This window comes from Streptomyces sp. NBC_00388 (genome assembly GCF_036061255.1).
Lineage (GTDB): Bacteria > Actinomycetota > Actinomycetes > Streptomycetales > Streptomycetaceae > Streptomyces.
Window position 1 is genome coordinate 6344187 of sequence record NZ_CP107948.1, and the last position, 13500, is coordinate 6357686.

Annotated in this window: 11 protein-coding genes, 1 tRNA gene and 1 pseudogene; 5 read left to right on the forward strand and 8 right to left on the reverse strand. The window is 70.9% G+C overall.

Translation table 11 applies throughout. The features are described 5' to 3' along the window. Positions 1 to 67 precede the first annotated feature (67 nt). The 3 genes from OG917_RS28235 to OG917_RS28245 all read right to left on the reverse strand — a co-directional run bounded on the left by OG917_RS28235 (position 68) and on the right by OG917_RS28245 (position 4864). Positions 68 to 904, reverse strand: a complete 837-nt coding sequence (locus OG917_RS28235) for an aldo/keto reductase (RefSeq protein WP_328320881.1) — start codon at positions 902 to 904, stop codon at positions 68 to 70. A gap of 146 nt (positions 905 to 1050) precedes the next feature. Continuing rightward, the gene (locus OG917_RS28240; protein WP_328320883.1) at positions 1051 to 2871 is read right to left on the reverse strand and encodes an AMP-dependent synthetase/ligase; all 1821 of its coding nucleotides are present in this window, start codon (positions 2869 to 2871) and stop codon (positions 1051 to 1053) included. Between the two features lie 493 nt (positions 2872 to 3364). Continuing rightward, positions 3365 to 4864, reverse strand: a complete 1500-nt coding sequence (locus OG917_RS28245) for an MFS transporter (RefSeq protein WP_328320885.1) — start codon at positions 4862 to 4864, stop codon at positions 3365 to 3367. Positions 4865 to 5003: 139 nt separating this feature from the next. Between OG917_RS28245 and OG917_RS28250 the strand changes: the two genes are divergently transcribed. Continuing rightward, entirely contained in the window at positions 5004 to 5996 is a 993-nt protein-coding gene (locus OG917_RS28250; protein WP_328320887.1) for an Lrp/AsnC family transcriptional regulator, read from the forward strand. 46 nt (positions 5997 to 6042) lie between these two features. Here OG917_RS28250 and OG917_RS28255 read toward each other — a convergent pair whose 3' ends face one another. Next, positions 6043 to 6909: a LysR substrate-binding domain-containing protein gene (locus tag OG917_RS28255; RefSeq protein ID WP_328320889.1), complete on the reverse strand. Its 867-nt coding sequence runs from the start codon at positions 6907 to 6909 to the stop codon at positions 6043 to 6045. Between the two features lie 125 nt (positions 6910 to 7034). Between OG917_RS28255 and OG917_RS28260 the strand changes: the two genes are divergently transcribed. Then, positions 7035 to 8057: a bile acid:sodium symporter family protein gene (locus OG917_RS28260; RefSeq protein ID WP_328320891.1), complete on the forward strand. Its 1023-nt coding sequence runs from the start codon at positions 7035 to 7037 to the stop codon at positions 8055 to 8057. 19 nt (positions 8058 to 8076) lie between these two features. On the opposite strand, the gene OG917_RS28265 is transcribed toward OG917_RS28260, so the two are convergent. Together OG917_RS28265 and fdhD are read right to left on the reverse strand one after the other, a co-directional pair. Beyond that, positions 8077 to 8733: a hypothetical protein gene (locus OG917_RS28265; protein ID WP_328320893.1), complete on the reverse strand. Its 657-nt coding sequence runs from the start codon at positions 8731 to 8733 to the stop codon at positions 8077 to 8079. Positions 8734 to 8810: 77 nt separating this feature from the next. After that, the gene (gene fdhD / locus OG917_RS28270) at positions 8811 to 9650 is read right to left on the reverse strand and encodes a formate dehydrogenase accessory sulfurtransferase FdhD (RefSeq protein ID WP_328320895.1); all 840 of its coding nucleotides are present in this window, start codon (positions 9648 to 9650) and stop codon (positions 8811 to 8813) included. Between the two features lie 300 nt (positions 9651 to 9950). On the opposite strand from fdhD, the gene OG917_RS28275 reads away from it, so the two are divergent. The 3 genes from OG917_RS28275 (at position 9951) to OG917_RS28285 (ending at position 11862) form a co-directional block, all read left to right on the forward strand. Then, entirely contained in the window at positions 9951 to 10889 is a 939-nt protein-coding gene (locus OG917_RS28275; RefSeq protein ID WP_328320897.1) for a beta-ketoacyl-ACP synthase III, read from the forward strand. A 101-nt stretch (positions 10890 to 10990) separates the two neighbouring features. Continuing rightward, positions 10991 to 11686, forward strand: a complete 696-nt coding sequence (locus tag OG917_RS28280) for a GntR family transcriptional regulator (protein ID WP_328320899.1) — start codon at positions 10991 to 10993, stop codon at positions 11684 to 11686. 91 nt (positions 11687 to 11777) lie between these two features. Beyond that, positions 11778 to 11862, forward strand: a tRNA-Leu gene (locus OG917_RS28285). A gap of 300 nt (positions 11863 to 12162) precedes the next feature. On the opposite strand, the pseudogene OG917_RS28290 reads toward OG917_RS28285, so the two are convergent. Both OG917_RS28290 and OG917_RS28295 read right to left on the reverse strand, forming a co-directional pair. Then, positions 12163 to 12594, reverse strand: a pseudogene (locus tag OG917_RS28290) (SPW repeat protein); the annotation flags it as partial. Positions 12595 to 12734: 140 nt separating this feature from the next. Then, complete coding sequence (locus OG917_RS28295) at positions 12735 to 13388, reverse strand: class F sortase (protein ID WP_328320901.1); 654 nt, start codon at positions 13386 to 13388, stop codon at positions 12735 to 12737. Positions 13389 to 13500: the final 112 nt, after the last annotated feature.

Below are 13500 nucleotides of genomic sequence, written 5' to 3' on the forward strand. Positions count from 1 at the left end.
CCGCACCGGGTCGCCCCGCGGCAGGCCCGGACGGCAGGGCCCGGGCGGAGCCGGCGGGTGGTGGGCCTCAGGCGCCGATGGCCATGGTGGCCGGGTCGGAGCCCAGCCGCTTGCCCTCGTCGAGCGCGGCGATGGCCGCCAGGTCGTCGGCGTCCAGCTCGAAGCCGAAGACGTCGATGTTCTCCTTGATCCGCGACGGGGTCACGGACTTGGGGATGACCACGTTGCCCGTCTGCAGGTGCCAGCGCAGGACCACCTGGGCGGCGCTGCGGCCGTGCTTCTGCGCGATGGCCACGAGGGTCGGGACCTCCAGAAGGCCCTTGCCCTGCCCGAGCGGCGACCAGGCCTCCGTGTGGATGCCGTGCTCCGCGTGGAAGGCGCGGGACTCGGCCTGCTGGAGCTGGGGGTGGAGCTCGATCTGGTTGAGGACGGGGACCACGGAGGTCTCGCCCAGCAGGCGCTCCAGGTGCTCCGGAAGGAAGTTGGAGACACCGATGCTCTTCGCGCGGCCGTCGGCGAGGATCTTCTCGAAGGCCTTGTACGTATCCACGTAGGCGTCCTTCGAGGGGACCGGCCAGTGGATCAGGTACAGGTCGACGTGGTCGAGGCCGAGCTTGGCCAGTGAGGTGTCGAAGGCGCGCAGGGTCGAGTCGTACCCCTGCTCGGCATTCCAGAGCTTCGTGGTGACGAAGAGCTCGTCACGGGCGATTCCCGACGCGGCGAGCGCCTTCCCTGTGCCCTCCTCGTTGCCGTAGATCGCAGCGGTGTCGATGCTGCGGTAGCCGGCTTCCAGCGCGGTGCCGACTGCCTCCGTGGCCTCGTCGTCGGCGACCTGCCAGACCCCGAAGCCGAGCTGCGGCATCCGGGCGCCGTTGTTGAGGGTGATGAAGGGGACCTTGCTCACGAGCGATTGACTCCTCTGGTGCGTGGTGGTGAGTACGTCATCGGTTGATACGCCCATGGTCAACGATCACACAGTGCGACCCATTCCCCGCCACCCCACTTGTGGGCAAACCCCTCAGGACACCGGCGCCCGTCCGCCGGCCGGCGTCAGCGGTAGAGCGCATCGACCTCTTCGCTGTACGCGCCCTCGATCGCCTTGCGCTTGAGCTTCAGCGACGGGGTGAGCAGACCGTGCTCCTCCGAGAACTGATGGGCGAGGATGCGGAACGTCCTGATCGACTCGGCCTGCGAGACCAGGGTGTTCGCCGCGACGACGGACCGCCGGACCTCCGTCTCCAGCTCCGGGTCACGCACCAGTGCGGCCGGGGACATCGGCGGTTTGCCGTGGAGGGTGAGCCAGTGGGCGACGGCCTCCTGGTCGAGTGTGACGAGCGCGGCGATGTACGGCCTGTCGTTGCCCACGACGAGGCACTGCGCGACCAGGGGATGGCCCCGCACCCGCTCCTCAAGACCGGACGGCGAGACGCTCTTGCCGCCGGAGGTCACCAGGATCTCCTTCTTGCGGCCGGTGATCGTCAGGTAGCCGTCGTCGTCCAGCGCGCCCAGGTCACCGGTGGAGAGCCAGCCGTCGTGCAGGACACCGTCGGTCGCCTTGGGGGAGTTGAGGTAGCCGCCGAACACGTTCCGGCCGCGCACCCACACCTCGCCGTCGTCGGCGATGTACACGGTGGATCCGGGAATCGGCACGCCGACCGTGCCGTACCGGGTGCGCTCCGGCGGGTTGGCGGTGGCCGCCGCCGTCGACTCGGTGAGGCCGTACCCCTCGTAGATGGTGACACCGGCGCCCTCGTAGAAGAGGCCGAGCCGCCGGTCCATACCGGAACCGCCGGACATCGCGTGCCGTACCCGGCCGCCCATCGCGTCCCGCACTTTCGCGTAGACGACCTTCTCGAAGAACTGGTGCTGCATCCGCAGGCCCGCGGAAGGGCCGGGGCCCAGCCCGAACGCCTTGTGCTCCATGGCCTCCGCGTAGCGCACGGCCACCTCGACGGCCTTGTCGAAGGGCCCGGCCTTCCCCTCGCTCTCGGCCTTGCGCCGTGCCGCGTTGAAGACCTTCTCGAAGATGTAGGGCACAGCGAGGATGAACGTCGGCCGGAAGGCGGCCAGATCGGGCAGCAGCGCGCGGGCCGCCAGCTCAGGCTGGTGGCCCAGCTTCACCCGGCCGCGGATCGCGGCGACCTCGACCATCCGGCCGAAGACATGGGCGAGCGGCAGGAAGAGCAGGGTGGATGAGGGCTCGCTGCGCTTGGAGTGGAACACCGGCTCCCAGCGGGCGACCATGGTGTCGGCCTCGTACATCAGATTGGCGTGGGTGATCACGCAGCCCTTGGGGCGGCCGGTGGTGCCCGACGTGTAGATGACGGTGGCGACGGACTCCGGGGTCACGGCCCGCCGGTGGCGGTGCACCACCTCGTCCTCGACACCGGCGCCCGCTTCGAGGAGTTCGCCGAGCGCGCCCGCGTCCAGCTGCCAGAGTCTGCGCAGGCTGGGCAGCCGGTCGATCACCGAGCCGATGGTCATGGCGTGGTCCTCGTGCTCCACCATGCACGCGGTGACCTCGGAGTCGTACAGCATCCAGAAGACCTGCTCGGCGGAGGAGGTCGGGTACACCGGCACCGGCTGGGCGCCCACGGCCCAGAGGGCGAAGTCGAAGAGCGTCCACTCGTATCGGGTCCTGCACATGATCGCGACGCGGTCGCCGAACCGCACTCCGTCGGCGAGCAGCCCCTTGGCGAGCGCGAGCACCTGATCCCGGAACTCGGCGGACGACATGTCGTACCAGCGGCCCTCCGCCTTCCGGCCGAGCGCGGGCCGGTGGGGGTCGTCCTCGGCGTGCTCGAACACGACGTCCGCCAGTCCGCCGACCTGGGGCGCCGTCACTATGGGTGGGACAGTGAACTCGCGCAAAATGACCTGCTCCTATGTGACGCTCCGCACAGCGCCGTGACGCTACCCCAACGTGAGATCCGGCGGGAGAGCGATCCGGTGACCGGTTTGCAGGGATATTGCGAGGCTCCGCGGGGGCCCGGCAGGTGAAATCTACCCACATGGGGAAGGGTTGGGCACCCTCCTGACTGATCGGTAAGTTCCGCGAGACGGAATCTCCACCGAATCTGTACGGAGCGGGCACCGGGGCCGCTCAACCCCTGTGACCTGCGCGGGTCCTGGAGGGCGGACGTTCCGTGGGTGGCAGCGTCCTGTGACGTCGCTGTGATCCCACTGTGATCACCCGCGCGCCCGGAGCGGCCGGAGCGGGAGCGGGGCCGCGCGGAAAACGCGGAGGGTGCCCGCACGACGCGTGCGGGCACCCTCGGTGATGTGCGGCCGTTTTACGGGCCACGCCGTGAGCAACGGTCCGCGGCGACCGGTTCCGGGCCGGCGGCGGTGCTCACCCGTCCGGTCAGCCGGACACGGCGGGCACCGGCTCCTCGGCGCGGACCGCAGCCGGCTCGGCCGGAGCGGGGCGGAGGAAGGCCAGCACGGCAATCCCGGCCACCAGGCCCAGGATGCCCGCGACCAGTGCGGCGCCGTTGAGGCCCGAGGCGAAGGCGCTGTGCAGCACGGCATCCGGGACCCGGGAGCGCAGCACGGACGCCCCGCCGCCCGCCAGGACGTGGGCCGCGGTGTGCGCCTGGGCGGTGGGACCGGGCAGAGCGCCCTCCATCCGCGAGGTCAGTACGGTGCCGAAGACCGCGACACCCAGGGCGAACCCGAGCTGGCGGAAGGTGTTGACCGCGCCGCCCGCCATCCCCGCGTTGCGCGCGGGTACGGAGGCGAGCGCCGCGCCGGCGAGTGCGGGCGACACCAGGCCGACCCCGATCCCGGCCAGCACCAGGCCCGCTGACAGACCGGTCCAGTCCGACCCCGCGTCCAGCGTGGCCTGGGTCAGCGCGCCGGCGCCGATGAGGACGAGACCGCCGCCGATCACCAGCCGGGGCGACCTGCCGTGCAGGAACCGGCCCGCGACCGCCGCGACCACGAACGAGGCCACGGCCAGCGGCAGTACGGCGAGCCCCGCCCGTACCGGACTCATCCCCAGCAGCGTCTGGAGCCAGATCGAGGTGTAGGGCAGCACGCCGAAGGCGGCAGCGTTGAAGGCCAGCGCGCCCACCATCACCACGGCGAACGACGGGCGGCGCAGCAGCCCGAGGTCGAGCAGCGGATGGGCGGCGCGCCGCTCGACGGCCACGAAGGCGGCCAGCGCCACCACGGCAACGGCCACAGCGGCCGCGGTGCGCCCGGAGGTCCAGCCGACCGTGTCCGCACGCACCACCGCGAACGTCAGGGCCCCGGCGAACACCGCGAACGCCACCGTCCCGGCCCAGTCGACCCTGCGGTCGGTCTGCCGCTGCGATTCGGTGACCGTCCGCAGCGTGATCCAGATGGCGGCGGCGCTCACCGGCAGATTGACGAAGAAGATCCACCGCCAGTCCAGCGACTGGGTCAGTACCCCGCCGAGCACCGGGCCGATGGCCGCAGCTGCGCCACTCACCGCACCCCACACCCCGAGCGCGACACCGCGGTCGCGTCCCTGGTAGGCGGCGCCGAGCAGGGAGAGCGTCGTCGCGAACATGGCGGCGCCGCCCACCCCCTGCAGCCCGCGCATGGCGATCAGCATCGCCGGACTCGTCGACAGACCGCAGGCCAGCGAGGCCAGAGCGAACAGGGCGGTGCCCGCCGCGTACAGCCTGCGCCGCCCGGTGACGTCGGCCGCCGCCCCCGCACCCAGCAGCAGCGCGGCGAGCGCGAGCGCATAGATGTCGATCACCCACTGGAGATCGGAGAGCGAGGCGTGCAGCGAGCCCGCCATGTCGGGCAGCGCCACGATCACGATCGTCACATCGAGCAGCAGCATGAAGGTGCCCAGACAGACCGCTATGAGCGGTCCCCACTTACGCATTCGTTTTCTCCCTGTGTGCCGTGTGCCACGGCCGGCTGTGCTGTGTGCTTCCGGTCCCCGTACGATCCGTGGCGTACGGCGGGATTCCCTAACCACGGCCGGAATTTCGCCGGAACCCGACACCGGAGGGCGAGAAACAGTGGAATCCCACGACTTCGACGAACTCGACCTGCAGCTGCTGCACGCGCTGGAGGTGAACGCGCGCGCCTCCTTCAGCAGGCTCGCCGCCGTACTCGGGGTCTCCGACCAGACCGTCGCCCGCCGCTACCGGCGGCTGCACACCGAGGGCGAGATGCGGGTGGTCGGGGTCCGCGACGCGGCCGGCCTCGGCCAGGACACCTGGATGCTCCGGCTGCGCTGCGCGCCCGATGCCGCCGACTCGATCGCCAGGGCGCTGGCGCGCCGCCCCGACACCGCCTGGATCGGGCTCACATCGGGTGGTACGGAAGTGGTCGGCCAGACCAGGGCGCGCACCCGCGGCGAACACGAGGAACTGCTGCTCGGCAAGCTTCCGCGTACCCCGAGCATCACCGAGATCAGGGCCCACCAGCTGCTGCACCGCTTCTACGGTGGTCCCGAGGGCTGGCTCGGCAAGAGCCGCGCCCTCACCGAGGCCCAGGTGGCGGCGCTCCGTCCGCCCCCCTGGCCCCGCACGGGGGCGGCTCCCGGGATCTCGGCCGACGACGAACCGCTGGTCACCGCGCTCGAACGGGACGGCAGGGCCACACTCGCCGAGCTCCAGAAGGCGACCGGGCGGTCCGAGTCGGCGGTCCGGCGCAGGCTCGATCAGCTGCTGGGCTCCGGAGCCCTCTTCGTCGATGTGCAGTTCGACTCCGAGCAGTTCGGCTACGGCATCGCGGCGCTGCTGTGGATCACGGCGGCCCCGGCCGCCCTGGACTCCGTCGGGTGCGCCCTGGCCACCCACCGTGAGGTGGCCACCGCCAGCGCGGTCTCCGGCCCCTGCAACCTCTTCGCGGTGGTCGTCTGCCGCGACACCCCGGACCTGTACGCCTACGTGAGCCGCCGGCTCGGCCGGCTCGAAGGGGTGCAGCACGTGGAGTGCACCCCGATGCTGCGGCGGGTGAAGCAGCTGAAGTACGAGGAAGGGCGCACCGGCCGCACGCTCTCCTGAGGCTGTGAGCCCGGAATTCCGGGACCCGCAGGGCCGGGCGTGGTTCTCAGACCTGGCGGTGCAGCCGGTCGGCGCCCGCCAGGATCGCCGACGCCAGCGCGTCGGCGGCTTCCTGGGCGTTCCCTCCCGTACGCCCGTGCAGCAGGACGAAGTCCACATCGCCGAGGTCGGGCAGCCCGGCCCGGGCCGGGATCTGGGTGAGCCCGGGCGGGATCAGGCCGCGGGTATGGGCCATGATGCCGAGGCCCGCACGGGCCGCCGCGATCAGTCCGCTGAGGCTCGTGCTCGTACACGCGATGCGCCAGGCCCTGCCGTCCTCTTCCAGCACCTCCAGCGCACGGGCGCGGGTGATACCGGGCGGCGGGAAGAGGATCAGCGGGAGCGGACGCTCGGGGTCGATACGCAGCCGGGGGGCGCCGATCCAGGTGAGGGTGGAGCGCCAGACGAGTTCGCCGTGGCCGTGGCCGTTGCGCCGCTTGGCGAGCACGAGATCGAGCGCCCCGGCCGCGAGCTGTTCGTGCAGGATGCCGGAGAGCCCGACGGTGAGTTCCAGATCCACCTCGGGGTGCGCGGTGCGGAACGACTCCAGGATCTCCGGCAGCCGGGTCAGGACGAAGTCCTCCGACGCGCCGAACCGCAGCCTGCCGCGCGGCCGGGAGCCGCTGAAGAAGGCCGCTGCCCGTTCGTGTGCCTGCAGGATGGTGCGGGCGAAGCCGAGCATCGCCTCGCCGTCCTCGGTCAGCTCCACGCTGTGGGTGTCGCGGGTGAAGAGCGTCCGCCCCGTCGCGTCCTCCAGGCGGCGGACGTGCTGGCTCACCGTCGACTGACGCAGCCCCAGGCGGTGAGCGGCCTGGGTGAAACTCAGGGTCTGCGACACGGTGAGGAAGGTGCGCAGCTGTGCCGGGTCGTACATGATCCGATGTTATCGCGCATCGTGATGTCAGTCAGAGTGGTATGCAGGATTCCCGATCAGGGCAATCGCGGGGACGATAGAACCGCCACACCGCCGCCTTCCGAACCCGAGAGCAAGTGGAGAACATGAGCCGCCGCAAGCCGCAGCTTCCCTCCTGGTTGCCGATCGATCCGTACATCCTGGCCCTGATCGGCACGGTCGCCGTGGCGGCGCTGCTGCCGGCCCGTGGTGCGGCGGCCGATGTGGCGGGCGGGGTGTCCACCGGGGCGGTGGCCCTGCTCTTCTTCCTCTACGGCGCGCGGCTCTCGACCGCGGAGGCGGTCGAGGGGGTGAAGCACTGGCGGCTCCATCTCACGGTCCTGGTCTGCACCTTCGTCGCGTTCCCGCTGCTCGGTCTCGCGGCCCGGGGGCTGGTCCCGTACGTGCTGACGCCCCAGCTCTCCAACGGTCTGCTCTTCCTCTGCCTGGTGCCTTCGACGATCCAGTCCTCGATCGCCTTCACCTCGATCGCCCGGGGCAATGTGCCCGCCGCGATCTGCGCAGGTTCCTTCTCCTCGCTCGCCGGTATCGTCGTCACCCCGGTCCTCGCGGGTCTCGTACTCGGCGGCAGCGGGGGCGGCTTCTCCGCCGACTCCCTCCTCAAGATCGTGCTGCAGCTGCTGGTGCCCTTCCTGGCGGGGCAGTTGCTGCGGCGCTGGGTGAGCGGTTTCCTCGTACGGCACAAGAAGGTGCTGGGCTATGTCGACCGCGGCTCGATCCTGCTGGTCGTCTACACCGCGTTCAGTGAGGGCATGGTGCGCGGTGTCTGGCACCAGGTGAGTGTCGTCCGGCTGCTGGGGCTGCTCGGGGTCGAGGCCGTACTGCTCGCCGTGATGCTCGCGGTGAGCTGGTACGGGGCCAAGCGGCTCGGATTCGGCCGCGGTGACAGGATCGCGATCCAGTTCGCCGGGTCGAAGAAGAGCCTGGCGGCCGGACTGCCGATGGCGAGCGTGCTGTTCGGCGCACAGGCATCACTCGCCGTGCTGCCGCTGATGCTCTTCCACCAGATGCAGCTGATGGTCTGCGCGGTGATCGCCAAGCGCCGCTCGCGCGACCCGCTGCCCGAAGAGGTGGACCAGGCCGTCCCCGCCGAGGCCGCTCTGCGGTGACCGGCGCCCGCCCCGGCGGTCAGGTGCGGCGCGGTGAGGCCAGCAGATAGGGCGCGCCCGCCCGCCGGTCCGCGTGGGCCGAGGCCTGCCAGCCCGCCCGCTCCAGCGTCTCCGCGTACGCCGGGGAGTCCGGCCCGTCCACCCGTACCGCCTCCGGCTGCGCCGACTCGCTCACCAGATATCCCCGGCAGCAGCCCGCCTCCAGCGCCAGGGCTGCGGCCTGCGTCAGATGCGTACGCTCCCAGTCGCAGGGCCGCTCCACCGAGCGGTCGGCGTTGGTGACGCGGCGCATCTCGATCAGGCCGGCCCAGGCGCTGCGGACCTCCTGCTCCCGCACGGGGTCCGGGTCGGCTGCGGCGTCGTCCCCCTCCCCGGGCGGTCCGGTGGTGGTGCGGGCGCGGAAGATCCCCGGACGCCGCACGGCGGCTGAGCCCGGACCGGGGACGGGATCCGGCTCCGGCGACGGGACGAGCCTGACCGGTTCGGCGGCGAGCCGTTCCCGTGCGCGCTGCCCGGCCGGTGTCAGGTAGTGCCGGTGCGGGGGGCGCGGATGGCGCAGCGCGAGCCCCTGGGTGACCAGCGAGGCCAGGATCACCGCCGGGCCCTGGAGCAGCCCGGACTCGGCGTCGGCGGAGCGGATCGTCCGGCGCTGGGCAGGGGACGGCTGGCGGGTCATGACCCCGACCGTACTGCCGCCGCACCGCATGGAACAGCGGTCGGGCGGTCCCGCCGGGGGCCGGGGCGTCCGGCAGGTCAGACGCCGGTGGGCAGGGCGACCCGCTCGTCACCCGCGTACACGTTCATCGAAGAGCCGCGGAGGAATCCGACCAGGGTGAGGCCGGACTCCGCGGCCAGGTCGACGGCCAGTGAGGAAGGGGCGGAGACGGCCGCGAGCACCGGGATGCCCGCCATCACCGCTTTCTGGGCCAGTTCGAAGGAGGCCCGGCCCGAGACCAGGAGAACGACCTGGGAGAGGGGGAGCCGCCCGCTCTGCAGGGCCCGGCCGACCAGCTTGTCCACCGCGTTGTGGCGTCCCACGTCCTCGCGTATGTCGAGCAGCTCACCCTCCGGGGTGAAGAGCGCGGCCGCGTGCAGCCCTCCGGTCCTGTCGAACACCTGCTGCGCCGCCCGCAGCCGGTCGGGGAGGACGGCGAGCACCTCCGGCTCCACCCGGACGCGCGGCCGGTCGGCGATCGGGAAACGCGCGGTGGTGCGGACCGCGTCCAGGCTCGCTTTGCCGCAGAGGCCGCACGACGAGGTGGTGTAGACGTTGCGTTCCAGCGTGATGTCGGGAAGCTCGACGCCCGGTGCCAGCCTGACGTCCACCACGTTGTACGTGTTCGAGCCGTCGGCGGTGGCGCCCGCGCAGTACACGATCGACTGGAGCTCCTCCGCGGAACCGAGCACGCCCTCGCTGACCAGGAATCCGGCGGCCAGGGCGAAATCGTCGCCCGGGGTGCGCATGGTGATGGCGAGCGGCTTGCCGTTCAGCCGGATCTCCAGCGGTTCCTCGGCCACCAGGGTGTCGGGACGGGTGGTCACGGCTCCGTCCCGGATGCGGATGGTGCGGCGGCGTTCGGTGACCCGGCCCATGGCAATCAGTCCTACTCTTCGCTCGGTGCTGCGGCGATCGGTCACTGTCCCGTCGTCCGGCGAGGTGACCTCAACGGTCTCATTCTCGTGGACAGGGCGCGTGACGACGGAGCCCGTGCCCGGCCCGACGGGTCCTGTGCGGTGCTCCCCGCGGGTGCGGCGCTGCCCGGACGACACGGGGAAGTGATCCGAAGCCTCCAAGAGGAACGCCCGAATCTTGGTGCTTTACGTGCCGCCGTACCCGTGAGTCGCTGACGAGACTGGAGGGCTCCTGACATCAGCAGCAGAGGGGTCCCGGGCATGACCGGAACACGCATCGCCGCACTCGGCCATTACCAGCCGGCCAAGGTGCTCACCAATGACGATGTCGCCGCCCTCGTCGACACCAGTGACGAGTGGATTCGGACCCGGGTGGGCATCAAGACCCGCCACATCGCCGGCCCCGAGGAGCCGGTCGACGAACTCGCTGCCCAGGCCGGAGCCAAGGCCCTCGCCTCTGCCGGTCTGACGCCGGGCGAGATCGACCTCGTCATCGTCGCGACCTCCACGGCGATCGACCGCTCGCCGAACATGGCGGCGCGGGTGGCCGCCAAGCTGGGCATGGGCTCGCCGGCGACGATGGACCTCAACGTCGTGTGCTCGGGCTTCACCCACGCCCTTGCCGTCGCGGACCACGCGGTGCGGGCCGGGTCCGCCGTACGTGCGCTGGTGATCGGCGCCGACAAGATGGCCGAGATCGCCGACTGGACCGACCGTTCCTCCTGTGTCCTGGTGGGCGACGGGGCGGGCGCCGCCGTGGTCGAGGCGTGCGAGGAGGACGGCATCGGCCCCGTGCTGTGGGGTTCGGTCCCCACCATGGGCAACGCCGTACGGATCGAGGGGACGCCCCCGCGCTTCGCCCAGGAAGGGCAGTCCGTCTACCGCTGGGCCACCACCCAGCTGCCGCCGATCGCCCGCAAGGTGTGCGAGAAGGCGGGTATCACCCCCGAGGAGCTGGCGGCTGTCGTGCTGCACCAGGCCAACCTGCGGATCATCGAGCCCGTCGCCGCGAAGATCGGCGCCGTGAACGCGGTGATCGCCCGCGATGTGGTCGATTCGGGCAACACGTCGGCGGCCAGTATCCCGATGGCCCTGTCCAAGCTGGTGGAGCGGAGGGAGATCCCGTCGGGCGCACCGGTCCTGCTCTTCGGCTTCGGAGGGAACCTCTCGTACGCCGGGCAGGTCGTCCGCTGCCCGTGACGGCTCGCGAAGGCGCTCAGTAGACTGTAGACGATAGCCAATTGCTCTACGCCGACTGCCGACACGCCGCTGGCCCCGCCGGGCCAGAAGGGGGGACCGTGATGTTGTCCAGGGGACTGCCGCAAGGGGCCGTACCGAAGCTGGAGCGGCCGGGGCCGCTGCGGGAGCGGGTGTACGAGGCGCTGCTCGAACTCATCACCACGCGGGCGCTGGAGCCCGGCCAGCATCTGGTCGAGAGCGAGCTCGCCGGTCATCTCGGGGTGTCGCGCCAGCCGGTACGTGAGGCGCTGCAGCGTCTCAACACCGAGGGCTGGGTCGATCTGCGGCCCGCGCAGGGCGCGTTCGTCCATGAGCCCACCGAGCAGGAGGCCGACCAGCTGCTCTCGGTCCGTACGCTCCTGGAGGCGGAGGCCGCCCGGCTGGCCGCGGCCAACGCCGGGCCGGCGGGGATCGCGGCGCTGGAGGAGCTCTGCGCCAGGGGCGAGCGGGCCGTCGCCGACGACGACGTGGATCTGGCGGTGGCGACCAACGCCGAGTTCCACGCCAAGGTCATGGAGCTGGGGGGCAACGTCGTCCTGGCGGAGCTGGCGGGGCAGGTGGACCGCCGGGTGCGCTGGTACTACCAGCCGGTCGCCCGGCGGCGCGGTACCCAGTCCTGGATCGAGCACCGGACGCTGATCGCTGCGGTCTCGGCCCGGGACGAGAAGGCCGCGACGGAGATCATGCAGACGCACACCGAGCACACCCGCAGGACCTACCACCAGCGCGAGCAGGGCCGAACCGATCCCAGCCGCTGACCACGGCAAATGCGGGTGAGGACGACCTCGAACCCCTGGTATTGTTGTCCTTGTCGCCGCGGGGAACAAAGTCGCGGCCGACAGACACCTTGTCCGGGTGGCGGAATGGCAGACGCGCTAGCTTGAGGTGCTAGTGCCCTTTATCGGGCGTGGGGGTTCAAGTCCCCCCTCGGACACTTTGCTGACTGAGCAGTACATGCTCTGACTGGGCAGCAGATGAGCAGTACAGAGGCAGAGCAGTACGGAGACAGGTGGTGCGGGCCGGATATCCGGCCCGCACCACCTGTCTCTGTCTGTTCCCGGTCCTTGTCTCTTCTCGCGGTTCTCGTGCTGGTGCCCCTCCGGCCCGCTGACGGTGTCAGCCACCGGATGTCACATCATTCGGTGTGATCGGGACGGTCCGCGCGACTGAGCCGGCTGGCCCCCTTCGTGCCCATGGCTGCCTTGTTCCCCTTGGCGCCCATGGTGCCGGCGGTGCGACTGCGTTTGGCTGCCACGACGGTGCACACCAACCCCAGCAGGGCGGTGATGCCGCCGATGACCGCGTTGCTCCAGATGATCCCCTTGTCCGGACTGCTGCCCACGATCCACGGGGCGACGATCAGCCAGGCGCCCAGTACGACCATGGCCCAGCTGAGTCCGTACATCCGCTCCGGCATGATGGTGAAGCCCAGGCCCAGCAGGGCGATCGCGATGCCCATGATGAGATTGTGCGTCGTCAGTGCCGACTGGGTGCCCGAGAAGTGGATCACCCACGCGGACACCGCGCAGTACACGCCGACGAGGAACACCGGCCCGTCCACAAGCGCCACGTCGCGCCCGCCGAGCATCCGGTCATACCGGGCCCGCATTTCGGGTACGTCAGGGTGGGTTGCCAGATCGCCTCTTGTGTGTGAGACGTCGGCCATGCGACTCGCCTCCTTCTTCGCTGCAAGTACGGCCGAGACTGCGCGGTTTCACCGCGCAATAACCAGTCTGCGCCTGTTTGTCCGCTTTGTATAGAGAAGATAAAACGCAGTCCCCGACGGCGGGCGCCGGCCCGGTCCCGTCAGCGCAACGTGGCATAGACGACCAGGTTGTTCACCGGGTGCCCCTGGGCGTCGAACGCACCGTCGCAGGTGATCAGCCGCAGGGCGCGGGCTGTGGTCCTGCCGTAGACCTTGTCGGTGGGGAAGGCCTTCTTGCTGACGCTCTCCGTGCCGGTCACCGTGAAGTGGGACGTCTTGCCGAGGGTGTTGCGGACGGTGATGTCCGCGCCCTTGCGGATCTTGCGGAGGTCGTGGAAGACGGCCTTGCCGAAGCGGGTGTCGTTGTGGCCGATCAGCACGGCGGCTCCCTGCTCGCCGGGGGTGGCGCTCCCGGTGTACCAGCCCGCGGTCATGCCCTTGTCCGCCGGCGGGACCTGGACCGTACGGTCCGCGTTGAGGCCGAGCCGCAGCAGCGAACTGGTCACCCCGATCGAAGGGATCGACACCTGCTGCGGGGGTGCGGCCTGCTCCGGGTCCGTCGTGGCGTCGCTCCTGGCTCCGGCCGGTGCGCCCTTGCCCGCGTCCGAGCCCGACTCCGTACCCGCCGCCGCGTGCTTGTTCCCGGCCGGGTCCGACGCCCCGGACGAGCACCCCGTGAGCGCTGCCAGGGTGAGACAGAGGACGGCTGAGGGCAGGGCGGCGCGTCGCCATATCGGCTGGTGCGTACGGGACATGAGAGCTCCAGGACGTTCGGTGGTGGGGGAGGCATGTGCGGGGACGGCCGGGGACCGGGCCGCGCGGGTAAGCAGGCAGTGGCGCCGCCCTGTGAGGGACGGCGCCACTGCT

Bases quoted from the DNA above. Each gene is read 5' to 3' on its own strand.
- OG917_RS28265 (WP_328320893.1), bottom strand. From the start codon at position 8,733: ATGACCCGCCAGCCGTCCCCTGCCCAGCGCCGGACGATCCGCTCCGCC.
- OG917_RS28280 (WP_328320899.1), top strand. From the start codon at position 10,991: ATGTTGTCCAGGGGACTGCCGCAAGGGGCCGTACCGAAGCTGGAGCGG.
- OG917_RS28260 (WP_328320891.1), top strand. From the start codon at position 7,035: ATGAGCCGCCGCAAGCCGCAGCTTCCCTCCTGGTTGCCGATCGATCCG.
- OG917_RS28275 (WP_328320897.1), top strand. From the start codon at position 9,951: ATGACCGGAACACGCATCGCCGCACTCGGCCATTACCAGCCGGCCAAG.
- OG917_RS28255 (WP_328320889.1), bottom strand. From the start codon at position 6,909: ATGTACGACCCGGCACAGCTGCGCACCTTCCTCACCGTGTCGCAGACC.
- OG917_RS28245 (WP_328320885.1), bottom strand. From the start codon at position 4,864: ATGCGTAAGTGGGGACCGCTCATAGCGGTCTGTCTGGGCACCTTCATG.
- OG917_RS28295 (WP_328320901.1), bottom strand. From the start codon at position 13,388: ATGTCCCGTACGCACCAGCCGATATGGCGACGCGCCGCCCTGCCCTCA.
- fdhD (WP_328320895.1), bottom strand. From the start codon at position 9,650: ATGGGCCGGGTCACCGAACGCCGCCGCACCATCCGCATCCGGGACGGA.